Annotated in this window: 29 protein-coding genes; 20 read left to right on the top strand and 9 right to left on the bottom strand. The window is 68.4% G+C overall.

Features of this window, described 5'->3' with window-relative positions:
• Nucleotides 1-8: 8 nt before the first annotated feature.
• From A5622_RS21460 to A5622_RS21415, 10 genes are all read left to right on the top strand, one after another.
• Entirely contained in the window at nucleotides 9-1,385 is a 1,377-nt protein-coding gene (locus A5622_RS21460; RefSeq protein WP_156753043.1) for a glutamate decarboxylase, read from the top strand.
• Between the two features lie 43 nt (nucleotides 1,386-1,428).
• Nucleotides 1,429-2,595, top strand: coding sequence for an alanine racemase (alr, locus tag A5622_RS21455; protein WP_066881097.1), 1,167 nt, complete (start codon nucleotides 1,429-1,431; stop codon nucleotides 2,593-2,595).
• A 52-nt stretch (nucleotides 2,596-2,647) separates the two neighbouring features.
• A complete protein-coding gene (locus A5622_RS21450) occupies nucleotides 2,648-3,697 on the top strand; it encodes an alpha/beta fold hydrolase (RefSeq protein WP_197508070.1) in 1,050 nt (349 codons plus the stop codon).
• Nucleotides 3,690-4,196: a tRNA (adenosine(37)-N6)-threonylcarbamoyltransferase complex ATPase subunit type 1 TsaE gene (gene tsaE, locus A5622_RS21445; protein WP_156753042.1), complete on the top strand. Its 507-nt coding sequence runs from the start codon at nucleotides 3,690-3,692 to the stop codon at nucleotides 4,194-4,196. Before A5622_RS21450 ends, tsaE begins: the two co-directional genes overlap by 8 nt.
• Nucleotides 4,193-4,816, top strand: coding sequence for a tRNA (adenosine(37)-N6)-threonylcarbamoyltransferase complex dimerization subunit type 1 TsaB (tsaB, locus tag A5622_RS21440; protein WP_066881079.1), 624 nt, complete (start codon nucleotides 4,193-4,195; stop codon nucleotides 4,814-4,816). Before tsaE ends, tsaB begins: the two co-directional genes overlap by 4 nt.
• Complete coding sequence (gene rimI, locus A5622_RS21435; protein ID WP_066881077.1) at nucleotides 4,813-5,286, top strand: ribosomal protein S18-alanine N-acetyltransferase; 474 nt, start codon at nucleotides 4,813-4,815, stop codon at nucleotides 5,284-5,286. Before tsaB ends, rimI begins: the two co-directional genes overlap by 4 nt.
• Entirely contained in the window at nucleotides 5,283-6,308 is a 1,026-nt protein-coding gene (gene tsaD / locus A5622_RS21430; RefSeq protein ID WP_066881075.1) for a tRNA (adenosine(37)-N6)-threonylcarbamoyltransferase complex transferase subunit TsaD, read from the top strand. The genes rimI and tsaD overlap by 4 nt, the downstream gene beginning before the upstream one ends.
• Nucleotides 6,309-6,555: 247 nt before the next feature.
• On the top strand, nucleotides 6,556-6,858 hold the full coding sequence (gene groES, locus A5622_RS21425) for a co-chaperone GroES (RefSeq protein ID WP_064950356.1): 303 nt from the start codon (nucleotides 6,556-6,558) through the stop codon (nucleotides 6,856-6,858).
• A gap of 136 nt (nucleotides 6,859-6,994) precedes the next feature.
• Nucleotides 6,995-8,614 (top strand): chaperonin GroEL, encoded by a 1,620-nt coding sequence (groL, locus tag A5622_RS21420; RefSeq protein ID WP_066881073.1) that lies wholly within the window; start codon nucleotides 6,995-6,997, stop codon nucleotides 8,612-8,614.
• 97 nt (nucleotides 8,615-8,711) lie between these two features.
• Nucleotides 8,712-10,232: an adenylate/guanylate cyclase domain-containing protein gene (locus tag A5622_RS21415; RefSeq protein WP_066866339.1), complete on the top strand. Its 1,521-nt coding sequence runs from the start codon at nucleotides 8,712-8,714 to the stop codon at nucleotides 10,230-10,232.
• Between the two features lie 18 nt (nucleotides 10,233-10,250).
• Here the strand turns inward: A5622_RS21415 and A5622_RS21410 are convergent, their stop codons facing one another.
• Nucleotides 10,251-11,084: a mycofactocin-coupled SDR family oxidoreductase gene (locus A5622_RS21410; protein WP_066866341.1), complete on the bottom strand. Its 834-nt coding sequence runs from the start codon at nucleotides 11,082-11,084 to the stop codon at nucleotides 10,251-10,253.
• A 116-nt stretch (nucleotides 11,085-11,200) separates the two neighbouring features.
• Between A5622_RS21410 and A5622_RS21405 the strand changes: the two genes are divergently transcribed.
• Both A5622_RS21405 and A5622_RS21400 read left to right on the top strand, forming a co-directional pair.
• Complete coding sequence (locus tag A5622_RS21405; protein WP_066881070.1) at nucleotides 11,201-12,721, top strand: adenylate/guanylate cyclase domain-containing protein; 1,521 nt, start codon at nucleotides 11,201-11,203, stop codon at nucleotides 12,719-12,721.
• 57 nt (nucleotides 12,722-12,778) lie between these two features.
• On the top strand, nucleotides 12,779-13,987 hold the full coding sequence (locus tag A5622_RS21400) for an FAD-dependent oxidoreductase (protein ID WP_082976171.1): 1,209 nt from the start codon (nucleotides 12,779-12,781) through the stop codon (nucleotides 13,985-13,987).
• Nucleotides 13,988-13,992: 5 nt separating this feature from the next.
• Here the strand turns inward: A5622_RS21400 and A5622_RS21395 are convergent, their stop codons facing one another.
• Nucleotides 13,993-14,394: a hydrogenase gene (locus tag A5622_RS21395; protein ID WP_066866853.1), complete on the bottom strand. Its 402-nt coding sequence runs from the start codon at nucleotides 14,392-14,394 to the stop codon at nucleotides 13,993-13,995.
• 90 nt (nucleotides 14,395-14,484) lie between these two features.
• On the opposite strand from A5622_RS21395, the gene A5622_RS21390 reads away from it, so the two are divergent.
• Nucleotides 14,485-14,895, top strand: coding sequence for a Rid family hydrolase (locus A5622_RS21390; protein WP_066881095.1), 411 nt, complete (start codon nucleotides 14,485-14,487; stop codon nucleotides 14,893-14,895).
• 7 nt (nucleotides 14,896-14,902) lie between these two features.
• Here A5622_RS21390 and A5622_RS21385 read toward each other — a convergent pair whose 3' ends face one another.
• Together A5622_RS21385 and A5622_RS21380 are read right to left on the bottom strand one after the other, a co-directional pair.
• The gene (locus tag A5622_RS21385; RefSeq protein ID WP_066881068.1) at nucleotides 14,903-15,445 is read right to left on the bottom strand and encodes a DUF302 domain-containing protein; all 543 of its coding nucleotides are present in this window, start codon (nucleotides 15,443-15,445) and stop codon (nucleotides 14,903-14,905) included.
• Nucleotides 15,446-15,497: 52 nt separating this feature from the next.
• Nucleotides 15,498-15,926: a tautomerase family protein gene (locus A5622_RS21380; protein WP_066866860.1), complete on the bottom strand. Its 429-nt coding sequence runs from the start codon at nucleotides 15,924-15,926 to the stop codon at nucleotides 15,498-15,500.
• Between the two features lie 118 nt (nucleotides 15,927-16,044).
• On the opposite strand from A5622_RS21380, the gene A5622_RS21375 reads away from it, so the two are divergent.
• On the top strand, nucleotides 16,045-16,629 hold the full coding sequence (locus A5622_RS21375) for a TetR/AcrR family transcriptional regulator (protein ID WP_232003019.1): 585 nt from the start codon (nucleotides 16,045-16,047) through the stop codon (nucleotides 16,627-16,629).
• A 64-nt stretch (nucleotides 16,630-16,693) separates the two neighbouring features.
• Here A5622_RS21375 and A5622_RS21370 read toward each other — a convergent pair whose 3' ends face one another.
• The 3 genes from A5622_RS21370 to A5622_RS21360 all read right to left on the bottom strand — a co-directional run bounded on the left by A5622_RS21370 (nucleotide 16,694) and on the right by A5622_RS21360 (nucleotide 18,185).
• A complete protein-coding gene (locus tag A5622_RS21370) occupies nucleotides 16,694-17,455 on the bottom strand; it encodes a superoxide dismutase family protein (RefSeq protein WP_066881065.1) in 762 nt (253 codons plus the stop codon).
• Between the two features lie 38 nt (nucleotides 17,456-17,493).
• A complete protein-coding gene (locus A5622_RS21365) occupies nucleotides 17,494-17,679 on the bottom strand; it encodes a hypothetical protein (protein ID WP_066866864.1) in 186 nt (61 codons plus the stop codon).
• A gap of 197 nt (nucleotides 17,680-17,876) precedes the next feature.
• Nucleotides 17,877-18,185: a WhiB family transcriptional regulator gene (locus A5622_RS21360; RefSeq protein ID WP_064883744.1), complete on the bottom strand. Its 309-nt coding sequence runs from the start codon at nucleotides 18,183-18,185 to the stop codon at nucleotides 17,877-17,879.
• A 359-nt stretch (nucleotides 18,186-18,544) separates the two neighbouring features.
• On the opposite strand from A5622_RS21360, the gene A5622_RS21355 reads away from it, so the two are divergent.
• The 3 genes from A5622_RS21355 (at nucleotide 18,545) to A5622_RS21345 (ending at nucleotide 20,801) form a co-directional block, all read left to right on the top strand.
• Complete coding sequence (locus tag A5622_RS21355; protein WP_066881063.1) at nucleotides 18,545-19,372, top strand: hypothetical protein; 828 nt, start codon at nucleotides 18,545-18,547, stop codon at nucleotides 19,370-19,372.
• A 90-nt stretch (nucleotides 19,373-19,462) separates the two neighbouring features.
• A complete protein-coding gene (locus A5622_RS21350) occupies nucleotides 19,463-20,041 on the top strand; it encodes a sigma-70 family RNA polymerase sigma factor (RefSeq protein WP_066881061.1) in 579 nt (192 codons plus the stop codon).
• A complete protein-coding gene (locus A5622_RS21345; RefSeq protein WP_197508069.1) occupies nucleotides 20,028-20,801 on the top strand; it encodes an anti-sigma-D factor RsdA in 774 nt (257 codons plus the stop codon). Before A5622_RS21350 ends, A5622_RS21345 begins: the two co-directional genes overlap by 14 nt.
• Nucleotides 20,802-20,810: 9 nt before the next feature.
• Here A5622_RS21345 and A5622_RS21340 read toward each other — a convergent pair whose 3' ends face one another.
• Nucleotides 20,811-21,224, bottom strand: coding sequence for a DUF5319 domain-containing protein (locus tag A5622_RS21340; protein WP_007773416.1), 414 nt, complete (start codon nucleotides 21,222-21,224; stop codon nucleotides 20,811-20,813).
• A 173-nt stretch (nucleotides 21,225-21,397) separates the two neighbouring features.
• Here A5622_RS21340 and guaB point away from each other — a divergent pair, with 173 nt between their 5' ends.
• From guaB to A5622_RS21325, 3 genes are read left to right on the top strand one after another with little or no spacing between them, the layout of a single operon-like run.
• Entirely contained in the window at nucleotides 21,398-22,993 is a 1,596-nt protein-coding gene (guaB, locus tag A5622_RS21335; protein ID WP_066881057.1) for an IMP dehydrogenase, read from the top strand.
• Nucleotides 22,994-23,001: 8 nt separating this feature from the next.
• Nucleotides 23,002-24,141, top strand: a complete 1,140-nt coding sequence (locus tag A5622_RS21330; protein ID WP_066866872.1) for a GuaB3 family IMP dehydrogenase-related protein — start codon at nucleotides 23,002-23,004, stop codon at nucleotides 24,139-24,141.
• Nucleotides 24,142-24,192: 51 nt separating this feature from the next.
• Nucleotides 24,193-25,938 (top strand): GMC oxidoreductase, encoded by a 1,746-nt coding sequence (locus A5622_RS21325; RefSeq protein ID WP_066881055.1) that lies wholly within the window; start codon nucleotides 24,193-24,195, stop codon nucleotides 25,936-25,938.
• Between the two features lie 50 nt (nucleotides 25,939-25,988).
• Here the strand turns inward: A5622_RS21325 and A5622_RS21320 are convergent.
• A partial coding sequence (locus A5622_RS21320; protein WP_197505184.1) for a TauD/TfdA family dioxygenase occupies nucleotides 25,989-26,305 on the bottom strand: 317 nt, incomplete at its 5' end.

The following is a 26,305-nucleotide window of genomic DNA, read 5'->3' as shown; positions in this document are numbered from 1 at the left end:
ACCCGTCCATGCCCGCCCACTCGATCGCGCCCGCCTACACCGGCCGCCTGTTCACCGCGCCGGTGCCGGCGCTGCGGATGCCCGACGAGTCGATGGATCCCGAGGCTGCCTACCGCTTCATCCACGACGAGCTGATGCTCGACGGCAGCTCCCGGCTGAATCTGGCCACCTTCGTGACGACCTGGATGGATCCCGAGGCCGGCAAGCTGATGGCCGAGACGTTCGACAAGAACATGATCGACAAGGACGAATACCCGGCGACCGCGGCCATCGAGCAGCGCTGCGTGTGCATGGTGGCCGACCTGTTCCACGCCGACGGGCTGCGCGACGACGACCCGTCCAGCGCCACCGGGGTGTCGACGATCGGTTCCAGCGAGGCCGTGATGCTCGGCGGTCTGGCGATGAAGTGGCGGTGGCGCGAGAAGGTGGGCCGGAAAAAAGGGGGGGACTGGAAGGGCCGCACCCCGAACCTGGTGATGGGCTCCAACGTCCAGGTGGTCTGGGAGAAGTTCTGCCGCTACTTCGACGTCGAACCGCGCTACCTGCCGATGGAGGAGGGGCGCTACGTCATCACCCCCGAGCAGGTCGTCGACGCCGTCGACGAGGACACCATCGGGGTGGTGGCGATCCTGGGCACCACCTACACCGGGGAGCTGGAACCCATCGCCGAGATCTGCGCGGCCCTGGACAAGCTGGCCGCCGGCGGGGGAGTCGACGTCCCCGTGCATGTCGACGCGGCCAGCGGCGGATTCGTCGTGCCGTTCCTGCACCCCGAGCTCAAGTGGGACTTCCGGCTGCCGCGGGTGGTGTCGATCAACGTCAGCGGCCACAAGTACGGGCTGACCTACCCCGGCGTCGGGTTCGTGGTGTGGCGCAGCAAGGAGTACCTGCCCGAGGATCTGGTGTTCCACGTCAACTACCTGGGCGGCGACATGCCGACCTTCACGCTGAACTTCTCCCGGCCCGGCAACCAGGTCGTCGGCCAGTACTACAACTTCCTGCGGCTGGGACGCGAGGGCTACACGCAGGTGATGCAGACGCTGTCGTCGACCGCACGCTGGCTGGGCGAGCAGCTGCGCACCGGCGAGCACTGTGAGCTGATCTCCGACGGTTCGGCGATCCCGGTGGTCAGCTTCCGGCTCGCCCGCGGGCTGGGCTACACCGAGTTCGACGTCTCCCACGAGCTGCGCGGCTACGGCTGGCAGGTGCCGGCCTACACCATGCCCGACAACGCCACCGACATCTCGGTGCTGCGCATCGTGGTGCGCGAGGGCCTGTCCGCCGACCTGGCCCGGGCCCTGCACGACGACGCCCGCACCGCGCTGGCCAGCCTCGACAAGCTCAAGCCGGGCGGGCACTACCGCGCCGAGCACTTCGCGCACTGACGGTTGGTCCGGAGGCGCCGAGCGCTCTGGGACAATGGCTGCCGTGTCCGCAACGCCGATATCCCTGACCCCGGGCGTCCTCGCCGAGGCCCTGGTGGACCTGGGCGCGATTGAGCACAACGTGCGGCTGCTGTGCGAGCAGGCCGGCGGCGCGCAGGTGATGGCGGTGGTCAAGGCCGACGGCTACGGCCACGGGGCCGCCCAGACGGCGCGCGCCGCGCTGGCCGCGGGGGCGGCCGAATTGGGCGTCGCCACCATCGCCGAGGCCCTGGCGCTGCGCGCGGACGGCATCACCGCGCCCGTGCTGGCCTGGTTGCACCCGCCCGGCATCGACTTCGGCCCCGCGCTGCTGGCCGACGTGCAGATCGCCGTGTCCTCGGAGCGCCAGCTCGACGACCTGGTGGACGCGGCGCGCCGCACCGGACGGACCGCGACCGTCACCGTCAAGGTGGACACCGGACTGAACCGCAATGGGGTGCCGCCCGCGCAATACCCCGCGCTGCTGACCGCGCTGCGCCGGGCCGTCGCCGAGGAGGCCGTCGTGCTGCGGGGTCTGATGTCGCACATGGTCTACGCCGATGAGCCCGCCAACCCCGTGAACAACCTTCAGGCCCAACGCTTCGCCGCCTTGCTGGCCCAGGCGCGCGATCAGGGCGTGCGGTTCGACGTGGCGCACCTGTCGAACTCGTCGGCCACCATGTCTCGTCCCGACCTGGCCTTCGACATGGTGCGCCCCGGCATCGCGATCTACGGGCTGAGCCCGGTGCCCGAGCGTGGCGACATGGGTCTGGTGCCGGCGATGACGGTGAAATGCTCTGTGGCGCTGGTGAAGTCGATCCGCGCGGGGGAGAGCGTGTCCTACGGCCACACCTGGACCGCGCAGCGCGACACCAACCTCGCGCTGCTGCCGGTCGGTTACGCCGACGGCATCTTCCGGTCGCTGGGCGGCCGGCTCGAGGTGTTGATCAACGGCAGCCGGCGCCCGGGCGTCGGGCGGATCTGCATGGACCAGTTCGTCGTCGACCTCGGCCCGGGGCGCGTCGACGTGGCCGAAGGCGACGAGGCGATCCTGTTCGGGTCCGGCGCGAGCGGCGAGCCCACCGCGCAGGACTGGGCCGACCTGCTCGGCACCATCCACTACGAAGTCGTGACCAGCCCCCGCGGGCGGATCACCAGGACCTACCGCGAGGCGCGAACCGTTGAGTCCTGAGGAACCCCGCAGGCGCCGCAAGGGCAGGGCCTGGCTTGCGGGAGGCGCGGGGGTGACCGCCGTGGCCACCATCATCGGCGCCTCGGCCCGCCGGTCGATGACCCAGCGCGCCACGGTCGAAGACCCCTATGCGAACGAGGATTTCAACCGGCTCGAGGACGACGCCGGCCTGGTGGTGACCACGCCCGACGGGATTCCGCTGGCGGTGCGCGATACCGGCCCGGCCGATGCGCCGTTGACGCTGGTCTTCGTCCATGGGTTCTGCCTGCAGATGGGCGCGTTTCATTTTCAGCGCACCCGGTTGCCCGAGCAGTTGGGCCCCGACGTCCGGATGGTGTTCTACGACCAGCGCGGCCACGGCAGGTCCGGCGAGGCCGACCCCGAGACCTACACGCTGACCCAACTCGGCAGGGACCTGCAAACCGTGCTGAACGTGGTGGCACCGCGCGGAATGATCGTGCTGGTGGGCCACTCGATGGGCGGCATGACGGTGTTGTCCCACGCCCGCCAGTTCCCCGAGCAATACGGACGCCGCATCGTGGGCGCCGCGCTGATTTCGTCCGCGGCCGAAGGGGTGTCCAGGTCACCGCTGGGCGAGATCCTGAAAAACCCTGCGCTGGAAGCGGTTCGGGTCGCCGCGCGGTCCGCGCCGAAGCTGATGCACAGGGGGCGCAACGTGTCCCGGTCGTTGATCGGCCCGGTGCTGCGGGCCGCCTCCTACAGCGACCTGCAGGTCAGCCGCAGCCTGGACGCGTTCTCGCAGCGGATGATGAATAGCACCCCGATCCCCACCATGGTCGGCTTTCTGGACGCGCTGGAAGAGCACGACGAGACCGCCGGGCTGTGGACGCTGCTGCGGGTCCCGACGCTGATCGCGTGCGGCGACCACGACCTGCTCACCCCCGATGAATATTCGCGCAAGATGGCCGCCAGCCTGCCGCAGGCCGAGCTGGTCATCGTCGTCGGCGCGAGCCACCTGGCGCTGCTGGACAAGCCCGACGCCATCAACGGCGGGCTGGTCCGACTGGTCCGGCGGGCCACCCCGGGCAAGGCGGCGCTGCGCATGCGGCGGATGCGAGAAAGGTTGCGGCGCCGTGGCTGAACTCGACGGCGGCACCGCGACCTGTGACCGGGTCGAGGACACCATGGCGCTGGGCTCGCGGCTGGCGCAACACCTGCGGGCGGGGGACGTGGTGGTGCTCTCGGGTCCGCTCGGGGCGGGAAAGACCGTGCTGGCCAAGGGGATTGCGGCGGCGATGGATGTCGACGGGCCGGTGACCTCGCCGTCCTACGTGCTGGCACGCGTGCATCCGCCGCGGCGCGCGGGCGCCCCGACCATGATTCACGTCGACATGTACCGGCTGCTCGACCACACCGACAATCAGGGCGCCGATCTGCTCGCCGAGCTCGATTCGCTGGACTTGGACAGCGATCTCGACGACGCTGTCGTGGTGGTGGAATGGGGTGAGGGCCTGGTCGAGCGGCTCGCCGAGCGGCATCTGGACATCCGGCTCGAGCGCGTCACCGGATCCGACGTGCGGATCGCGACCTGGCGGTGGGCCGACAACGCCGACAACGCCGACACCGGGGGCGAGTCATGACGATCGTCCTTGCCCTCGACACCTCGACCCCGGCGGTGACGGCCGGCCTGGTGCGGCGTGACGACCTGTGCGTGCTCGCCGAGCGGGTCACCGTCGACGCCCGGGCCCACGCCGAACGCCTCACCCCGAATGTCCTTGCTGCCCTGGCCGATTCGGGATTGGGGATGGCCGACCTGGGCGCCGTCGTGGTGGGCTGCGGACCGGGCCCGTTCACCGGCCTGCGCGCGGGCATGGCCACCGCCGCCGCCTACGGGCACGCCCTCGGCATCCCCGTGCGCGGCGTGTGCAGCCTGGACGCGATCGGCGTGCGGACCAGCGGGGACGCCTTGGTGGTGACCGACGCCCGCCGCCGCGAGGTCTATTGGGCGCGCTACCGCGACGGCGTGCGCACCCACGGCCCGGCCGTCAACGCGCCGGCCGACGTCGACCCGGGTGCCGCGGCGGCCGTCGCCGGCTCACCCGAACACGCCGCCCTGTTCGGCTTGCCGGTGGGTGAACCGAGCTGCCCGACACCGGCCGGACTGGTTGCGGCGGTGGCCGATTGGTCCGCCGACCCCGAGCCGCTGGTGGCCCTGTACCTGCGTCGGCCCGACGCCAAACCGTTGGCCACGCGGCGATGACCGCCCACAGCGAGCCCGCGACCCTCGGCGGCCTGACCCGGGCCGACGCCCAGCGCTGCGCCGAGCTGGAGGCGCAGCTCTTCGACGGCGACGACCCGTGGCCCGCGGCGGCATTCCATCGCGAATTGGCCAGTGCCCACAACCATTACGTGGGCGCGCGGGTGGGCGAGACGCTGGTCGGCTACGCCGGCATCTCGCGATTGGGCCGCACCCCGCCCTACGAATACGAGGTGCACACCATCGGCGTGGATCCGGCGTACCAGGGCCGGGGCATCGGCCGCCGGCTGCTCGACGAGCTGCTGAGGTTCGCCGACGGCGGCGCGGTGTACCTGGAGGTCCGCACCGACAACCAGGCCGCCATCGGGCTGTACACCAGCGTCGGGTTCGAGCAGATCGGCCTGCGCCGCCGCTATTACCGGGTCAGCGGCGCCGACGCGTACACGATGCGGCGGGAGGCCCACGGCGCATGACAACCATTCTTGCCATCGAAACCTCCTGCGACGAAACGGGAGTCGGCATCGCCCGGCTGGACCCCGACGGCACCGTGACGCTGCTGGCCGACGAGGTGGCCTCCAGCGTCGACGAACACGTGCGGTTCGGCGGCGTGGTGCCCGAGATCGCCTCACGCGCGCATCTGGAGGCGCTGGGACCGGCCATGCGCCGCGCGTTGTCGACCGCCGGGCTGGACAGGCCCGACGTCGTCGCGGCCACCATCGGGCCCGGGCTGGCCGGCGCCCTGCTGGTGGGAGTCGCTGCGGCCAAAGCCTATTCGGCGGCCTGGGGGGTGCCCTTCTATGCGGTGAACCACCTGGGCGGGCATCTGGCCGCCGACGTCTATGAGCACGGGCCGCTGCCCGAGTGCGTGGCGCTGCTGGTCTCCGGCGGCCACACCCACCTGCTGCACGTGCGTTCGCTCGGCGAGCCGATCATCGAGCTGGGCAGCACCGTCGACGACGCCGCCGGCGAGGCCTACGACAAGGTGGCGAGGCTGCTGGGGCTCGGCTACCCGGGCGGCAGGGTGCTCGACGAGCTGGCCCGCACGGGCGATCGCGACGCGATCGCCTTTCCGCGCGGCATGACCGGGCCGCGTGACGACCCCTACGCGTTCAGCTTCTCCGGCCTCAAGACGGCCGTCGCGCGCTACCTGGAAAGCCACCCCGACGCGGTGAACGCCGACATCGCGGCCGGCTTTCAGGAGGCCGTCGCCGACGTGCTCACCAAAAAGGCCGTGCGCGCCGCCACCGGGCTGGGCGTGCGGACCCTGCTGATCGCGGGCGGGGTGGCCGCCAATTCCCGGCTGCGTGAGCTGGCGGAGCGGCGCTGCGCCGAGGCGGGCCTGACGCTGCGCATCCCCAGGCCCCGGCTGTGCACCGACAACGGGGCGATGATCGCGTCGTTCGCGGCGCATCTGGTCGCCGCGGGGGCGCCGCCGTCGGCGCTGGATGTGCCCAGCGACCCGGGGCTGCCCGTGGTGAAAGCGCAGGTGAGTTGATGTTCGCTGAGCGCGGACACGCCGACGCTGGAGAAGCAGCGGGGGGCCCTTGAGTGCTAGCACTCGCATGTATAGAGTGCTAGGTGGCAATCGGCCAAGCCCTGTGTCGGCACCCGCGACGACGGCGCTCGGGCGCGGACGAATGCCGAACACCTGATAACTCGGAAGGTGCGGGCTCAACCCGTGCCGGCCGTCAACTCCGGTCCGGGCGCGTCCCGGACCCGACCCAACAGTGGAGGCTCCAATCGTGGCGAAGGTGAATATCAAGCCACTCGAGGACAAGATTCTCGTGCAGGCCAACGAGGCCGAGACCACGACCGCGTCTGGTCTGGTCATTCCTGACACCGCCAAGGAGAAGCCGCAGGAAGGCACCGTCGTCGCAGTCGGCCCCGGCCGGTGGGACGAAGACGGCGCGAAGCGCATCCCGCTGGACGTCTCGGAAGGCGACACCGTCATCTACAGCAAGTACGGCGGCACCGAGATCAAGTACGGCGGCGAGGAGTACCTGATCCTGTCGGCACGCGACGTGCTGGCTGTCGTCTCCAAGTAAGAACCGTGTTCCGCCCCGGCGATCCCCGCGTCCCGCGCGGGTGATTTCCGGGGCGGCATGCGTTTGGGGCTAGTGGCGATCGCAAGCGCGGCGAAGCCGGGCGAAGCGGGTCGCCACCATTCAAACAAGGAGCCTGATGAGCAAGATCATTGAGTACGACGAGACCGCGCGTCGCGCCATCGAGGCGGGCGTGAACACGCTCGCCGACGCGGTACGGGTGACGCTCGGGCCGCGCGGCCGGCATGTGGTGCTGGCCAAGGCATTCGGTGGCCCGGCGGTCACCAACGACGGTGTGACCGTCGCGCGTGAGATCGACCTGGAAGACCCGTTCGAGAACCTGGGCGCCCAGCTGGTGAAGTCGGTGGCCACCAAGACCAACGACGTCGCCGGCGACGGCACCACGACGGCGACCGTGCTGGCGCAGGCGCTGGTCAAGGGCGGCCTGCGGCTGGTCGCGGCCGGCGCCAACCCCATCGAGTTGGGGGCGGGGATCAGCAAGGCCGCCGACGCGGTGTCCGAGGCGCTGCTGTCCGCGGCCACCCCGGTCTCCGGCAAGGACGCGATCGCGCAGGTGGCGACCGTGTCCTCACGCGACCAGCTGCTGGGTGAGCTGGTCGGTGAGGCGATGACCAAGGTCGGCACCGACGGCGTGGTCAGCGTCGAAGAATCCTCGACGCTGAGCACCGAGCTCGAGTTCACCGAGGGCGTCGGTTTCGACAAGGGCTTCCTGTCGGCGTATTTCGTCACCGACTTCGACTCCCAGCAGGCCGTGCTGGACGACCCGGTGATCCTGTTGCACCAGGACAAGATCAGTTCGCTGCCCGACCTGCTGCCGATGCTGGAGAAGGTCGCCGAATCGGGCAAGCCGCTGTTGATCATCGCCGAGGACATCGAGGGCGAGGCGCTGGCCACCCTGGTCGTCAACTCCATCCGTAAGACGCTGAAGGCAGTCGCGGTCAAGGCGCCGTTCTTCGGCGACCGCCGCAAGGCGTTCTTGGAGGACCTGGCGATCGTGACCGGCGGCCAGGTGATCAACCCGGACGCGGGCCTGTTGCTGCGCGAGGTCGGCACGGACGTGCTGGGCTCGGCCCGCCGCGTGGTGGTCAGCAAGGACGACACCGTCATCGTCGACGGCGGCGGCACCAAGGATGCGGTGGCCAACCGCATCAAGCAGCTGCGCGCCGAGATCGAGGCGAGCGACTCCGACTGGGACCGCGAGAAGCTGCAGGAGCGGCTGGCCAAGCTGGCCGGCGGTGTGGCGGTGATCCAGGTGGGAGCGGCCACCGAGACGGCGCTCAAGGAACGCAAGGAAAGCGTCGAGGACGCTGTCGCGGCCGCGAAAGCCGCTGTCGAGGAAGGCATTGTCGCCGGTGGCGGCTCGGCGCTGCTGCAGACCCGCAAGGCGCTGGAGACGCTGCGCGCATCGCTGAGCGGCGACCAGGCACTGGGTGTCGGCGTCTTCTCCGAGGCGCTGGCGGCGCCGCTGTACTGGATCGCCACCAACGCCGGGCTCGACGGCGCGGTCGCGGTGCACAAGGTGACCGAGCTGCCCAACAGCCACGGCCTGAACGCGGACAAGCTGACCTACGGCGACCTGATCGCCGACGGCGTCATCGACCCGGTCAAGGTCACCCGCTCGGCGGTGCTCAATGCCGCGTCGGTGGCCCGGATGGTCCTGACCACCGAGACGGCGGTCGTCGACAAGCCGGCCGAGGAGGCCGACGACCATGGCCACGGTCATCACCACCACCACTGAGTGAACGACGACAAGCGCCCCCGGTTGCATGGCCGGGGGCGCTTGTTTGTTGGCTGACCGCGCCCACGAGCCGCGGTTGAGCGTCTACGGTCGCGGCATGGACCGCATCTGGCAGTGGGCGTGGGATCGGTATAAGACGAGATACTCGTGGGCGATTGGCGCGGTCCTCTACGCCCTGACCCTGCCGATCTTCCTTCTTCCGTCGTTCTGTGTTGTCGCTCTCGAAGGATCTGGCCACTACGTCGAGACCGTCACCGTGAACATTGTCGCCGGGTTGGTGCTGGTGTACATGCTCGTGCTTCCTGGCCGGGGCGGCAGTGGTGTCGTGGACCGTTGGGCGGCCGGCCGGGATGTTGATCGGGCGCGGGCATTGCACTCCACCTACAGGTGGGGCCGGCGGACAATTGCCCGAGCCGTGGTGGTCACCGCTGTCTGGGCTGCCCTGCTCTTGGTCGTCGTGGCTGGGATCGCCGGGGCGTCGGGGTGGCGGCTGGTCCAATACGGGATCATGGGCGCCGCAATGGGAACGGGCATCCAGCTCATCGGTGTGCACAGCTTCGTGGAAGCGGCGCTGCGGCCGGCCAGGTCTGCTATCGCTGATAGCACTGCAATCGGCGACTCCCTGCCTCGGTCTCATCCGAGCTTTGCGGCGTGGGTGAACGTCTCCATGCTCGGCGTCGCGTTCACGTTCGCCCTCTCAAGTGCGCTGCTGGCGGTGGTTTTCGAGCGAGCTGGACGTTTCCCGCTGCTTTACCTCCTGATCGCGGCCGGGATGATCCTCTGCTTCGCGGTACCTATCACCGTCGCCGCGGTGTTCGCGCCTTCGCTGCGGCCGATTCGCGACCTGGCCGAAGGGACGAAACGGGTTGCGGCGGGCGACTACAGCCGGCGCCTGCCAGTGGTTCAGGACGACGACCTTGGCGCGTTGGCCGCGTCGTTCAACCGCATGCAGGCGGGATTGGCTGAGCGGCAACGACTTCAGGGCGCGTTCGGGACCTATGTCGACCCGGCTCTAGCCGCGCGACTGCTCGAGCAAGGTGACGACGTCTTCACCGGCGAGCGCCGCGAGGTGACAGTGATGTTCGTCGACGTCCGCGACTTCACCCCGTTCGCCGAGGCCAACACTGCCGAGGACACCGTCGCCCGGCTTAATGCTTTGTTCGAGATCGTGGTGCCTGCGGTGGTCGATGCCGGTGGCCATGTCAACAAGTTCCTCGGCGACGGCGCGCTGGCCGTCTTCAACGCCCCTAACGATCTTGCCGATCATGCCGACGCGGCGGCGAGCGCGGCGTTGCGCATTCAGCACTTGGTAGCCGAACGATTCGGCGGAGCAGTGCGGGTCGGCATCGGGATCAACACCGGTGCAGTGATCGCCGGAACCATCGGCGGCGGAGGCAAACTCGAATTCACGCTCATCGGTGACGCCGTGAACGTCGCCGCCCGCGTCGAACAGCTCACCAAAACCACCGGGGACGCGATCCTGTTGACCCAGCAGACCGTCGACGCCTTGGCTTCTCGACCGGCCGGACTCGTCGACCGGGGATCCCACGAATTGAAAGGCAAGTCAGCCGCTGTCAACGTCTTCGGGCTCGATACAGCGGTTCGTCGCGTCGAGTGAAGGCGGTGGTGCCGCGCACTACTTCACCGAAATCCCGCCGTCCACCGGCAATGTGACTCCGGTGATATAGCGGCCCGAGCGCCCACAGAGGTAGACCATCGCCTCGCTCACATCCGCGGCTTCGATGAGCTCTACCGGCAGCGGCGCCTGCAACGCTGATGCACCTTCGGGATGCTCGGCCATCAATTGGGCAAAAGGTTCGTTGACGATCATCGGCGTCGCGACCCCGGTCGGATGCACCGTGTTGACGCGAATGTTTTTCTCCGCCAGGGATGTTGCGTAGTACCTCATCAGCCCGACAACGCCGTGTTTTGCTGCGTGGTAGCCGGCCAAGCCGTGGCTGCGGCTACTGAACGTCGGGCAAAGGCTGTTCAACCCAGCGGTCGAGCTCGTGATCACGATGGCCCCGCCCTCGCCATGGTCGAGCATCCCGGGCAGGGCCGCCTCGACCGTGTAGTACACGCCGTTGAGCATCACACTGACCGAATCGACGAAGGCAGCGATGTCATGGCGCTGTTCGCCGACCCCCGGCAGGATCCCGGCGTTGGCGAGTACGAAATCGATTCTGCCGAACTCGGCCAGGCCGTTGGCGACTGCGGTTCGTAGCACCTGGAAATCGCGGACGTCGCCCTGCGCTGCGACGATCCGGCGGCCGGTCTTTTCGACCAGGTTGACGGTCTCGTCGAGATCCTCTGGGGTGGTCATCGGGTAGGCGACACTGTCGATCTGACCGCAGAGATCGACGGCGATGATGTCGGCACCCTCCTCGGCGAACCGCACCGCATGCGACCGACCTTGCCCACGGGCGGCGCCGGTGATGAACGCGACCTTCCCATCGAATTGCTTCGACATGACGCTCTCCCTTCGGTTGTGAGCCGAGTATCCGCCGAGCGGCTCGGGTTTGATCGGGTAATCGATTACTCGCTTTTGCTCATGCTCGGCGGCATCTCGGCGTTTACTTTCGCGGCATGGACCGCATCTGGCAATGGGCGTGGGATCGGCACGGCGCGAGGTATACGTGGGTGGCCTTCGCGATCACCGTCGTCCTGGGGGCGCCGACCTTCCTCGGATGGTCGTTTGTCGTTGTCGCGTTCCAGAAGTCGGATCACTACGTCGAGGCGGCCGCGGTCACCCTGGTCGGCATGCTGGTGCTGCAGTACCTGGTGGTACTTCCCGGCCTAGGCCGCCTGCGCCTTGCCGAGCGGTGGGCGGCCGGCCGCGAGGTCGACGCGGCCAGGGCGCTGGAGCAGACCTATGTCTTCGCGCGCGGGTGCGCCGCCCGGGCCGTGGGTGTCACCGCGGTCTGGGCCGCGCTGCTGTTCGGCGGTGTCGGTGTGATCGCCGGGGCGAGCGGGTCGCGGCTGGTGCAGTTCGCGGTGCTGGGCGCCGTCATCGGAGGCGTCGCCCAGCTGGCCTCCGTGCACAGCTACGTGGAAGGGGCGCTGCGGCCGGTGCGGGCCGCCATCACCGGTGACAGCGGGATCGGTGATTCCCTGCCGCGCTCTCGGCCGACCTTCGCCGCCTGGGCGAACGTGTCCATGCTGTCGGTCGCGTTCACGAACGCCGTCACCGCCGCGATAGTCGCGATCGTGTTCGCCCGCGTCGTCGATGCGCCCCTGCTGGCCATCGGGATCGGGAGCGTGCTATTGATCGGCTTCACCATGCCGGTCAGCGTCGGCGCCATCTTCGCACCGTCCCTTCGACCCATTCGCGACCTCGCCGAGGGAACCGAACGCGTTGCCGCCGGCGACTACAGCCGGCGCCTGCCGGTGGTCCAGGACGACGACCTCGGGGCGCTGGCGGCGTCGTTCAATCGCATGCAGGCGGGTTTGGCTGAGCGGCAACGACTTCAGGGCGCGTTCGGGACCTACGTCGACCCCATTCTGGCGGCCCGGTTATTGCAGCAGGGCGACGATGTCTTCACCGGGGAGCGCCGCGACGTGACGGTGATGTTCGTCGACGTCCGCGATTTCACCCCGTTCGCCGAGGCCAACACTGCCGAGGACGCCGTCGCCCGGCTCAATGCTTTGTTCGAGATAGTGGTTCCCGCCGTGGTCGACGCCGGCGGGCACGTCAACAAATTCCTCGGCGATGGCGCTCTCGCCGTTTTCGGCGCCCCCAACGATCTTGAGCGACATGCCGATGCCGCGGTGAATACCGCCGTATCGATTCATCGCCGCGTCGCCGAGCGATTCGAAGGGGAGCTTCGCATCGGCATCGGGATCAATACCGGCAAGGTGATCGCCGGAACCATCGGCGGCGGAGGCAAACTCGAATTCACGCTCATCGGCGACGCCGTGAACGTCGCCGCCCGCGTCGAACAGCTCACCAAAACCACCGGGGACGCGATCCTGCTGACCCAGCAGACCGTCGACGCGCTGCGGTCCCCGCCAATGGGACTGACGGACAGGGGTTTTCACGCCCTGAAGGGAAAGTCGGCCGAGGTGCAGGTGTTCGGCATCGGCCCCGCGTCGGCGGCGACGTCGTAGACGGTGTCGATGCCGTAGTCTGCACTCGTATTCCACACTCCACGAGGAGTCCCGCCCATGACGCAAGTGCTGCAGACCGAGGTGTGTGTTGCCGGCGGCGGTCCCGCCGGGATGGTTCATGCTCTGCTGCTCGCCCGGGCCGGAATCCGGGTCGTGGTCTTGGAGAAGCACAACGACTTCCTGCGCGACTTCCGCGGCGACACCGTGCACCCGTCCACCCTGCGGATCATGGACGAGCTGGGGTTCATCGACGAGTTCCTGCGGCTACCGCACACCAAGATCGACCGGGTCGCCTTCGACACCGACGGCTCCATTCGCACCTTCGGCAATTTCAAGGTGCTCAAGCGGCTCGGTTTCCGGCAGCCCTATATCGCCATGATGCCGCAGTGGGACTTCCTCGACTTCCTCGCCGAAAAGGCTTCTGCCTACCCCGAATTCACCTTGCTTCGCAATGCCGAGGTCACCGACGTCATGGTCGAAGGCGACCGGGTGGCCGGGGTGCGCACGCCGGACCTCGAGGTGCGCGCCCAGCTGGTGATCGCCGCGGATGGACGCAAGTCCGCGGTGCGCGCCGCGGCGGGGCTGCAGACCGCAGCGGCGCACTCGCCGATGGATGTGCTGTGGTTCCGGCTGAAATGGCGCCCCGGCGACCCCCAGGAACTGTTCGCGGTGCTGCGCAAGGGCCTGATGATGGCGATGATCTACCGGGGCGATTACTGGCAGATCGCCTATTTGATGCCGAAGGGATCAAACCCGCGGGAGGGATCCCTCGAGGAGTTCAAGGAGCGGATCGCGACCGCGCAACCGCGGCTGCGAGAGCACGTCAACGACCTGAGTTCGTGGGACGACACCAGCGAACTCGACGTGCGGGTGGATCGGCTCGAGACGTGGTGGCGAACGGGCCTGCTGTGCATCGGCGACGCGGCGCACGCCATGTCGCCGGCCGGCGGGGTCGGCATCAACCTCGCGGTGGCCGACGCGGTGGCCGCGGCCAACGTCCTGTGCGCCCCGCTGCGCGAGGGCCGGGTGACCGACGAAGACCTCGCGAGAGTGCAGCGGCGGCGCGAGCTACCCACCCGGATCGTCCAGGCTTTTCAGGTGTTCATGCAGGACAGGGCGATCGCGCCCAACTTGAGCGGTGACCTGTCCCCGATTCGCGTCCCCAAGATCGTGGGTATGGGTCCGCTGCAAGCGATTCCGCCGATTTTCGTCGGACGTGGTTTTCGTCCCGAGCATGTCCGCACGCCGGATGTGCACTCCCGGTAGCGCCGTCAGAGCCCGGCGATGACGATGACGACGCCGACCACGATGCACGGCGCCAGGGAGACCAGCAGGACGCTGACCAACTTCTCCTTTGCCGCCGAGGCCTCGTGGTCGCCGGTCGCGATCGGCGCGAGCCTGCCGCCGGCGCCCCATGCCGCCGCGAGCAGCGTCGCCAACCAGTTCGCGTAGGCGGCGTAGACGACGAGGGCCGCCGCCGTGATTGCCCACGCCTCGGGCAGGTGGACGTGCGGCCAGAGCAGGCCCAGCAACACGAGGAACATGCCGTTGAGGACCCCCTCGAGGTGACTCGACAGCGCCATGCGCCGGTTTTTCAACACGGGCAGGGGCAATCCGGTGAACAGTCCGAGCAGGAACAAGACCAGCCCGAGGGTGAACAGCAGCGTCTGCATGTCAGCACACTAGGGGCGTTTGGCGGCGCCTGCGGTCGATTGCGGGCGAAGCGAGTACCCGCGACGCGGTCGGCGACGAAGATGGCCCCCATGGGTAGGCCGATATTTTCTGTCACTCCCGGCTATGGCGACCACCAGCTTCGGGAGTTCCACTATGCGCAGGCCGTTCGCTACGGGGACCGGGTGGAGACGGCCGGGCAGGGAGGGTGGGACGAGCACTGGCGCTATCCGGAGTCGGCGCGCGACGAGATCATTGCGGCTTTCGACAACGTCGAACGGACGTTGTCGACGGCGGGAGCCTCCTGGCGCGACGTGGTGCACGTGCACTCCTATCACGTCCCCGGAGCGGATGGCCGGATCGGGTCCGAGCACCTGGACACCATGGTCGAACAGTTTCGCCGGCGCATGGGCGAGCACGCGCCCCTGTGGACATGCATCGGCGTCGCCGCGCTGGCGAGTCCGAAGATGCGCGTCGAGATCCAAGTCACCGCGGTCGTCTGAGCCGTGACTAACGCGGTGCGGTGAGTCCGGCAGGCACGGAGGCGCCGAGATGCTCCAGCAACGTGGCCAGCTTGTGATCCAATTCGATTCCTACCGTGGTGATTTGAGGTGTGTTGAAGCTGCTGAACCGCGTGCTGGGTTGGTCAACGGTAAACCATGTGGTGCCGTCGGCGTCCTCCACAATGGCAGTGCGCAACGGCGTATAGAGCAGAACGGCCGGGTTGTACCGGTACATCTTCTGCGCGATCGTGTGATTGCCCATCAGGTACTCGACGCAACGGCCGCGGTCGCCGGCCAGCCGCATCAGCGACGTGAAATCGTGTGACCAATAGAGAATGAAGCCGTGCGGCGCGTTCTGGGCGGTGGCCTCTAGAACGGTCTGCCAGTCGGCTTCTCGTTCGATGAGGGAGTCGAATATCTCGCTCTGGAAAGCAGGCACCGCTTGCTCGTAGCGATTCTTGAACCCGTCGAACGTGTCGTCGATCTGGATCGTCAACCGGTCGACCTGATGTGAGGCCGTCTCGATCGATCCGTGCAGTGATTTGGTCATGGTGTTTCCTCGTTACAGTTGTTTATCGAAATACGTTGGAAGGCAGCGCTTGTCAGGACGCAATTCCCAGTTCGGCAAGCCTGGTCCGGTTCTGCTCGAGCCATTCGCGCTCGTGGCCGGACGCGGGGATGAACAAGCCGGCATCCATGACATTCGTGGGATCGACTTCGGCGATCGAGATCCATAGGTCGGCCTCGGGCTGGCCCGAGTTACGCGTCCAGATCTGCGCGAGCTGACGCAGCATTGCCTGCCGCGTCATGAGGTCACGTCCGTGGCGGTTGAAGCCGAGAATCAACGACTGCGTTGCCGGTTTGCCGGCCGTGAAGCAGTCGCCCTCGGGGAGTTCGTGAAAAAGCACTTTGACCCACGCCGCCAACGCTCCGGTGGCGTCGCAGTACATGGTGGTCATCTCCTCGGCGATCTTGGCTTTCGCGGACCGGGTCAATAGGCCCTTCGGGCTGTAGCACTGGTAGACGGGCATGGCGTTCCTTTCGTGGTGCGGAGCGGGGCTCCGGCGAACAGAGATACTATGTCGTGCGACATACTTACAACTATTGCCGAGAGTACTGCGCTATCCAGGCACCTGCAAGGAGCTATGTATGATGGACGACATGCCAAGGAAGAGTGACAGCAAGGCGCGGATGACCGCCGCCGCGCGGCGCTTGTTCCGCGAACACGGTTATCTCGGCACTGCCCTGTCGGACGTAGTCACCGAGAGCGCCGCCCCGCGCGGGTCGATCTACTTTCACTTCCCGGGCGGGAAGGAAGAACTCGCCAGCGAGGTCACTCTTCTGCACGCTTCCGACCGCATCGCAGACATCAACCGCGCGGCGGCCAGCACCCGCACCGCGGCTGAACTGATCGCGGCGTTTATCGGGCGCGAACGCGATGAACTGGTGTCAAGCAACTACCGCGAGGGGTGCGCGGTCGCTCCCATCGTCATCGAGTCGACGCCCGCGTCCGACCAACTCAGCGATGTGACGCGGCGAGCCTTCCAGGATCTGATCACCACGCTCGCCGCCCGGCTCACCGAGAAAGGCCTGAGCCACGACAGGGCCGTGCAGCTGGCAACGAGCGTGTGGATCAATGTGGAGGGCGCGCTGATCCTCGGCCGCGCCCTGCGTAGTCCCGAGCCATTCGACACAGCGATCACCCAACTGACCGCAGTCGCCGATGCCGACTAGGCGACGCGAAACACCCCCGGTCCCTTGCGGATCGGGGGTGTTCCCCTTCATGGTGGCTCGAGCGTCAGCGCCCGGGAGGGAAGGTGGGCGGTGTCGTGACAGTCGTGGTCGGTGTCGACGTCAGGGTCGGGCTGCTGGTGACCGTGACGGTGCTGGTGCTCGTACTGGTGGATGCCGGCGGCACCACGGTGGTGGTGGTGCTGGTCGTCACGCTGGTGGTCGACGAGGTTGTGGTGGTCGACGACGCCGCGATCACACCGCAGGCCAGCCGCTTGCCGGATTCACCCGTCGGGGCGGTGCTGCCCAGATTGTCCGCGGTCTGGTGGATGATCAGCGCGGTGCCCGCACTGTTTCTGAGGTCGGCGGAGGTGAACGCGTTGCTGGTGGTGACCAGTTTGGCCGAACCGTCGGAGCGCACCTGCAAGGCGGTCAGGTCGCCGCTGGCCGGGTAACTCGTGTGATTGGGCGCCTGGTAAACGCTTCCGGCGGAGTCGAAGTCCCCGCTCGAGCCGCCGCTCGGCGCAGCCGAATTGGCCTCGCACTTGCCGACCGCGTGGATCTGCAGCCCGTGGAAACCGGGGCTGAGCACCTGGTTGGGTCCGGCTTCCACGGTCACCGTCGCATAGCCGTTGGCGAATTCGAACGTGGCGTTGGCCACCGGACTGCCGTCGGCGGTCTTCAGCTGGGTGGTCAGCCGCTCCGCGCCGGGGGTCGAGCTGGTCAACGGTGACGTATTGGGCTGGCTGCCTTGCTGGTTCGAGCACCCGGCTAGCGAGGCCACGGTCGCGGTGAACGCCGCGACCGCAAAGCATGCGGCCTTGTTCATTTGCGGTGCCTACCCACATTGGCCCGCGCCGAAACGGCCTACTCCGCGGGTTTGCGCACCTCGCTGGCCAGGTCGCGGTAGTCCCAAACCAGGTCGACCACCTCTTGCGCGGCCCGCCCCGCCGCGCCGGCGATCAAACCCACGATGCGGCCGAGGTGGGTCGCCGTCGTGTTCACGGCCTCAAAGACGTTGTTAATAGCGCGATCTGCCGCGGTGTCGGCCATCTGCGTTCCCCTCCGTTAGGCGTCCCCGGCGACCAAGCCTACCGGCCCAGCGACCTCGGCAGGGCCCTGCGGCCGCGGACTCGGACAGTTGTCGAGGGGGTTCGATGCGGCCGGGTGGTGCGCCCGAACATCCGCGTCGCACGTGTCCTCGCTCGAATCCATTGGGGCGGGCGCAAATCGCGCGCGCCGTGCGGGACTTAGGCCGACCGGCGGATGGTGCGCCCCCGGCCGATGTCGCCCTTGAGCAGCAGGTCGCGCTCGGACTCGGACAGGCCGCCCCAAACCCCGTAGGGCTCACCGACTTCGAGGGCGTGCGACCGGCACTCCTGGATGACCGGGCACTGCCGGCACATTTCCTTCGCGCGCTGCTCGCGCTGCATGCGGGCCCGGCCACGTTCACCGTCGGGGTGAAAGAACATCGACGAGTCAACGCCGCGGCATAAGCCCTGCAGTTGCCAATTCCAGATGTCGGCGTTGGGTCCAGGTAGCTGCTCCGGCTGTGGCATTGGTTCGTTCCCTCTCTGCACCGCCCGCTCGAGGTCAGGTTCGTGAAAGCGGTTGGGTGCAACTTAAATTAAGTGGAGTGGAGTCACCGATGACTACCCGTCATGCGTAGACGTTAGGGGCGGCGGTGAATTTCCGTCAATAGCCACTTAGCCCGGCAAAGTATGTGCCCGTTGGAGCAGAATTAACTTTGCGTTCATCTCGATTGAAATTGCGAAACGTATGCCGTGCTACCAGGCGGTTGGCCGAAACGAGATTGCCCAGCTCAGCGCGTGGTAGGGGGATAAGGCGAATTTATCCATGGGCTATAGTGATTAACGGTTCGGTAACATGAAGACCACAAACTGTTTACTACATCATTGTGATTGAAACTCGTCACACTTCCGTGATTGGGCGGCGGCTGGCCGGCGCCGCCTTCGGGGACCGCCCCGCCTGGCCGCTGCCGTCGGCGACGACGCCGGAGGAACTGTGGCTGCGCGCCGTGGCGGCCGGGGGCCAGGGGCGCTACGGCGCCGCCTACCGCGACCTCGCGGTGCTGCGGCGCATCGCGCCCACCGGGCGGCTGGCGTCGCTGGGCAGGAGCACGCAGGGGTCGTTTTTGCGCCAGCTCGGTTGGCACGGTGTGGCGCGGGGCTGGGACGGGCGCGCCCTGGCGCTGGCCGGCGGCGACCCCGAGGCGTGCGCCGACGCGCTTATCGGGCTGGCCGCCGACGCGCTGGGCGTCGGGCGCTTCGCGGCCGCGGCGACGCTGCTGGCGCGCACCGATCCGCTGCTTGCTTCGCCGAATTTTGAAGCGGCGGTGCCCGATCGGCTGCCGGTGCGCCGACGATGGGTGGCCGCCGAACTGGCGATGGCCCGCGGCGAAGGCGACGCCGCCGTCCGCCACGCCGGCGAAGGCGTGGAGCTGGCGGCGGCCATGACCGTCGCATCGCCCCGCCACCGGGTCAAAAGCGAAGTGGTGCTGGCCGCCGCGCTGTGCTGCGCGGGCAACCTCGAGCGTGCCCGCGCGCTCGCGGACGCCGCGCTGACGGATGCGGGCCGGTTAGGGCTGCTGCCACTGCGTTGGGCGCTGGCTTGCTTGCTGATCGATATCGGAAGCGTCACGTTTGTGGCACACCAACTGCACGAAATCCGCGATGTCTGCGCAGGCCAGGTGCGGCGCGCCGGTGGGACGTGGCGTTCCGCTTGAAACAGCCTCCCGACCGTTATTGTCATTTCGTTAGTTAGCCCGGTTGGCCCGCGATGTGTCCGCTTCGTAACGTTGGAGATATCACCGTCGATGACAATTCCAGCAGGGGAACGTCTCGACGCTGTGGTCGCCAAGGCCGTCACCGGCGACCACAACGCATTGAGGGAGGTGCTGGAGACCATCCGTCCGATCGTCGTGCGATATTGCCGAGCGCGTGTCGGCACCGTCGATCGGGGTGGCCTGTCAGCGGATGACGTGGCGCAGGAGGTGTGCTTGGCGACTATCACGGCGCTGCCGCGTTATCGCGATCGCGGGCGTCCATTCCTGGCCTTCCTGTACGGCATCGCGGCCCACAAGGTCGCCGATGCCCACCGCGCTGCCGGACGCGATCTCGCCTATCCCACCGAATCGATTCCCGATCGCTGGTCGAACGATGCGGGGCCCGAACAGCTTGCGATCGAAGCGGATTCGGTGAGCCGGATGAGCGAACTGCTCGAGATCCTGCCCGCCAAGCAACGCGAGATCCTGATCCTGCGCGTCGTCGTCGGCCTGTCCGCCGAGGAGACCGCGACCGCCGTCGGCAGCACCACCGGGGCCGTCCGAGTTGCCCAGCACCGCGCGCTGTCGCGGCTGAAATCCGAGATGATCGCGGCAGGTGACTGTGCCTGACTCCCTGGACGAATTCGCCCGCACCGACCTGCTGCTCGATGCGCTGGCCCAGCGCCGGCCGGTCTCCGGCAGCCAGGTCGAGGATCCCGACGACCCTGATTTTCAGGTGCTCACCACACTGCTGGAGGACTGGCGCGACAATCTGAGGTGGCCGCCGGCCAGCGCCCTGGTGACGCCCGAAGAGGCCGTCAACGCGTTGCGCACCGGACTGGCCGAACGGCGGCGCGGCCATCGCGGACTGGCCGTCGTCGGATCGGTGGCCGCGGCGCTGATGGTGCTCAGCGGCTTCGGCGCCATGGTGGTCGAGGCCCGGCCCGGCGGCACCCTGTACGGGCTGCACGCGATGTTCTTCGACCAGCCGCAGGTCCACGAAAAGCAGGAGATGCTGGCCGCCAAGGCCGACCTGGCGAAGGTGCAGGAATCGATCGACCGCGGCCAGTGGGACCAGGCCAAGAATCAGCTGACCGAGGTGAGCAGCTTGGTGGCCTCGATCGACGACCCGGCCAGCAAACAGGAACTGACCGACCAGCTGAAGCTGTTGAACGCGAAGGTCGACGCGCGCGACCCGAACGCCACGCTCCCGGTCGCCCCGCCTCCCGCGGCGCCGGTCGGCCCGGCCTCCGCCGCGATCCCCGCGGCGCCACCCGCACCGCTGATGCCGCCGGCCGCGCCGAGCCCGCAGCCGAGTCCGTCAGTGGGTAAGCATCACCATCACGGCCAGACGCCACCGCCGGTGGCGCCGCTGATTCCGAATCAGTGAGCCGCTAAATCAGTGCCGGCGGTGGAAACCGTCGGCGTCCGAGGTCGCTTCGTTGAGCGACGCGTCGGCATACCCGCGGCAGTAGTCCCACGTGACGTAGGCGTCCGGCTCGGGGTCATAGGCGGGCTCGTGCGGGCGCACGGTGCCGTCGATCAGCAGCTGCAGCAGGTTGGCCCGCAGCATGTCCCAGTCGTGGTAGTGATCCTGCTGACATTCGTCGCAGCAGACCACCAGTCCGCGAATACCCTTGTGCGCCAGCAGCGCTTCGTACACGGCCAGATCGGCGAGGTCGGCCTCGACGGCCATTCGCTCTTGCTGATCCAGGGGCTGGCCTGGCTCGACGGCTTCCAGGGCCGCCGACGGATCACAGGGGTCGTCGGCGAAAGGGTCGGGCGGCAAACCCGGTGGGAGGTGGTCGCGCACGCCTCTAGCCTACGCAGCCCGCCCCGGATAACGCCAGCAGGCGGCTACTCGCCATGCCGGATGGTTCCGTCGCGCCGTTTGGTGCGCGCGGCGCGCCCGAGCAAGCGGACGGCAGGGACAGGCAAGCCGATAGGATGGTTCTCTCACGCCGCATCGTATGGAGGGCCCCTCTGATGACCCGTGGCACGTCCCACCTGGAAGACAGCTCTGACCTCGTCGGCAGTGCGTATGTGCGGGTGGGTGGCCTGGTCGACGACCCGGTGCCCACCGGGGGTGACAACCCGCACAAGATCGCCATGCTCGGGCTGACGTTCGACGACGTCTTGCTGCTGCCCGCGGCCTCCGACGTGGTGCCCGCCACCGCGGACACCTCCAGCCAGCTGACCAAGAAGATCAGGCTCAAAGTGCCGCTGGTCAGCTCGGCGATGGACACGGTCACCGAGTCGCGGATGGCCATCGCGATGGCCCGGGCCGGCGGCATGGGTGTCCTGCACCGCAACCTGCCGGTGGCCGAGCAGGCCGGCCAGGTCGAAATGGTCAAACGCTCGGAGGCCGGGATGGTCACCGACCCGGTCACCTGCCGCCCGGACAACACCCTGGCCCAGGTCGACGCGATGTGCGCACGGTTCCGCATCTCGGGCCTGCCGGTGGTCGACGAGTCGGGCGCCCTGGTCGGCATCATCACCAACCGCGACATGCGGTTCGAGGTCGACCAGACCAAGAAGGTGGCCGAGGTGATGACCAAGGCCCCGCTGATCACCGCTCAGGAGGGCGTGTCCGCCGACGCGGCGCTGGGGCTGTTGCGCCGCCACAAGATCGAGAAGCTGCCCATCGTCGACGGCCACGGCCGGCTGACCGGGCTGATCACCGTCAAGGACTTCGTCAAGACGGAACAGCATCCCCTGGCCACCAAGGACAGCGACGGCAGGCTGCTGGTCGGCGCCGCCGTGGGTGTCGGCGGTGACGCGTGGGTCCGGGCGATGATGCTGGTGGACGCCGGGGTCGACGTGCTGATCGTGGACACCGCGCACGCGCACAACCGGGTGGTGCTCGACATGGTCGGCAAGCTCAAGGCCGAGGTGGGCGAGAAGGTCGAGGTGATCGGCGGCAACGTCGCCACCCGCTCGGCGGCCGCGGCCCTGGTCGCCGCCGGCGCCGACGCGGTGAAGGTGGGCGTCGGGCCGGGCTCGATCTGCACCACGCGGGTGGTCGCCGGCGTCGGCGCACCACAGATCACCGCGATTCTGGAGGCGGTCGCGGCGTGCGGCCCGGCGGGCGTCCCGGTGATCGCCGACGGCGGCCTGCAGTACTCCGGCGACATCGCCAAGGCGCTGGCCGCCGGCGCGTCGACGGCCATGCTCGGCTCGTTGCTGGCCGGCACCGCCGAAGCCCCCGGCGAGCTGATCTTCGTCAACGGCAAGCAGTTCAAGAGCTACCGCGGGATGGGGTCGCTGGGCGCCATGGCCGGACGCGGCTCGGGCAGCGGGAAGTCGTATTCCAAGGACCGCTACTTCGCCGACGACGCGCTCTCCGAAGACAAACTGGTGCCCGAGGGCATCGAGGGCCGGGTGCCCTTCCGCGGCCCGCTGTCGTCGGTGATCCACCAGCTGACCGGCGGCCTGCGCGCCGCGATGGGCTACACCGGCTCGCCGAGCATCGAGGCGCTGCAGCAGGCGCAGTTCGTCCGGATCACGGCGGCCGGGCTGCGGGAGAGCCACCCGCACGACGTCGCCATGACGGTCGAAGCCCCCAACTACTACGCACGCTGAGGCCGGAGATGGTCGAGATCGGGATGGGCCGCGTCGCCCGTCGCAGCTATGAACTGAGCGAAGTCAGCATCGTCGCGTCCCGGCGCACCCGCTCCTCGCAGGACGTCTCGACCGCCTGGCAGCTGGACGCCTACCGGTTCGAGATTCCGGTGCTCGCGCATCCGACCGACGCGCTGGTGTCGCCGGAGTTCGCGATCGAGCTCGGCAAGCTCGGCGGCCTGGGCGTGCTCAACGGTGAGGGACTGATCGGGCGCCACGCCGACGTCGAGGCCAAGATCGCCCAACTCGTCGAGGCGGCCAGCAAGGAGCCCGAGCCCTCGGCGGCCATCCGGCTGCTGCAGGAGTTCCACGCGGCCCCGCTGAACCCGGACCTGCTGGGCTCCGCGATCGCCCGGATCCGCGACGCCGGCGTCACCACCGCCGTGCGGGTCAGCCCGCAGAACGCCCAGGCGCTGACGCCGGTGCTGGTGCAGGCCGGCATCGACCTGCTGGTCATCCAGGGCACCATCGTGTCGGCCGAAAGAGTGGCCCAAGACAGGGATGGGGCCGGGGAACCGCTGAACCTCAAGACCTTCATCTCCGAGCTCGACGTGCCGGTGGTCGCCGGCGGCGTGCAGGACCACCGCACCGCGCTGCACCTGATGCGCACCGGCGCCGCCGGCGTGATCGTCGGCTACGGCGCGACCAGGGGAGTGACCACCAGCGACGAGGTGCTGGGCATCAGCGTGCCGATGGCCACCGCGATCGCCGACGCCGCCGCCGCGCGGCGCGAATACCTCGACGAGACCGGCGGCCGCTACGTGCACGTGCTGGCCGACGGCGACATCCACACCTCCGGTGAGCTGGCGAAGGCCATTGCCTGCGGGGCCGACGCGGTGGTGCTGGGCACGCCGCTGGCCGAGTCCGCCGAGGCGCTGGGCGAGGGCTGGTTCTGGCCCGCCGCCGCGGCGCACCCCTCGCTGCCGCGCGGGGCGCTGCTGCAGATCGCCGTCGGTGAGCGCCCGCCGCTGCAGCAGGTGCTCAATGGGCCGTCCGACGATCCGTTCGGCAGCCTCAACCTGGTCGGCGGCCTGCGGCGGTCGATGGCCAAGGCCGGCTATTGCGATCTCAAGGAGTTCCAGAAGGTCGGCCTGACCGTCGGTAGCTAGCCCGGTGAGGGCAGCTGGCTTGTTACCCGCCGGTAAGGCCATACTGGTGCGATGAAGCCGGATTACGACGTACTGATCATCGGTTCGGGTTTCGGGGGCAGCGTCAGCGCGTTGCGGCTGACCGAAAAGGGCTACCGCGTCGGCGTATTGGAGGCCGGACGCCGGTACGCCGACGAAGATTTCGCCGAGACGTCCTGGGATCTGCGCAAGTTTCTGTGGGCGCCGAGGCTGGGCTGCTACGGCATCCAGCGGATCCACCCCCTGAAGAACGTGCTGATCCTGGCCGGCGCCGGGGTGGGCGGCGGCTCGCTGAACTACGCCAACACCCTGTACGTGCCGCCGGAGCCGTTCTTCAAAGACCAGCAGTGGGCGCACATCACGGACTGGCGCGACGAGCTGATGCCGCACTACGAGCAGGCCAAGCGGATGCTCGGCGTGGTGGAGAACCCGACCTTCACCGACGCCGACCGGATCGTCAAACAGGTGGCGGACGAGATGGGCTGCGGCGACACGTTCGTGCCGACTCCCGTCGGCGTGTTCTTCGGCCCCGACGGCACCAAGGCCCCGGGCAAGACCGTGCCGGACCCCTACTTCGGTGGCGCGGGGCCGGAGCGCACCGGCTGCCTGGAATGTGGTTGCTGCATGACCGGCTGTCGTTACGGCGCCAAGAACGCCCTGCTGAAGAACTACCTGGCTCTCGCGGAATCTGCTGGGGCGCAGGTGATCCCGATGACCACGGTCAAGCGTTTCGAGCAGCGTCCTGATGGGCTGTGGGAAGTTCGCACCGTGCGTACCGGCAGATGGCTGCGCCGCGACCGGCGCACCTACACGGCGAAGCAGGTGATCCTGGCCGCCGGCACCTGGGGCACCCAGCACCTGCTGTTCAACATGCGCGACCACGGTCTGCTGCCCCGCCTGTCGAACCGGCTGGGCATGCTCACCCGCACCAACTCCGAGTCCATTGTCGGCGCCGGCAAGCTCGAGGTCGACCCGAACCTCGACCTGACGCACGGGGTGGCGATCACCTCGTCGATCCACCCGACGCCGGACACCCACATCGAGCCGGTCCGCTACGGCAAGGGCTCCAACGCGATGGGGCTGCTGCAGACGCTGATGACCGACGGAACCGGCCCCGAAGGCAGCGACGTGCCGCGCTGGAAGCAACTGTTGGACCAGGCCCGCGAGGATCCGCGTCGCATGATGCGGTTGCTCAACGTCCGTCAGTGGAGCGAACGCACGCTGATCGCCTTGGTCATGCAGCACCTGGACAACTCCATCACCACCTACACCAAACGCGGCAGGCTAGGTATCCGCTGGTACACCAGCAAGCAGGGCCACGGCGAGCCGAACCCGACCTGGATCCCGGTCGGGAATCAGGTCACCCGGCGCATCGCCGACAAGATCGACGCCGTGGCCGGCGGCACCTGGGGAGAGCTGTTCAACATCCCGCTGACCGCGCATTTCCTCGGCGGCGCCGTGATCGGCGACAACGCCGAGCATGGGGTGATCGACCCGTATCACCGGGTCTACGGCTACCCGACGCTGTTCGTGGTAGACGGCGCGGCGATCTCGGCGAACCTGGGCGTCAACCCCTCGCTGTCAATCACCGCCCAGGCCGAGCGGGCCGCGTCGTTGTGGCCGAACGCCGGTGAGGACGACCAGCGCCCGGCGCAGGGCCAGCCGTATCGCCGGCTGGAGCCGATCCCGCCCAAGGCGCCCGTCGTCCCGGCCACCGCGCCCGGCGCGCTGCGCTGGTTGCCGAGCAATCACATCAGCTCCACCGCCGACGCCAGTTAACTCGTGACGATCGCGAGCGCGGCGTAGCCGGGCGCTGCGGGTCGTCACCATTAACTTGCCAGCGCCTGAAGCGGCGCGCCGCTGACCACCCGGCTGCGCTCGCCACGCACGTTGACCGGCACGTCGCCCATCAGCGTGATGCGGTGCATGAGCCGGGGTTGGTCGTCGTAGTCGTCGACCGCCCGGTGCTGGGTGGCGCGGTTGTCCCACATGGCGACGTCGCCGTGCGCCCAGTTCCAGCCAATGGTGTTCTCCGGCACGGTGATTCGCCGCTGCAGCAGCTCCAGGAGGGCGGTTGACTCGTGGCTGTCCAGGCCGACGAAGCCGCGCACGAAGTCACCGGCCACCAGGGTGCGTTCGCCGGTCT

The organism is Mycobacterium sp. 1245801.1, assembly GCF_001673055.1.
Taxonomy (GTDB): Bacteria; Actinomycetota; Actinomycetes; order Mycobacteriales; family Mycobacteriaceae; genus Mycobacterium; species Mycobacterium europaeum_A.
This window is presented reverse-complemented; position numbering and strand designations above follow the sequence as displayed.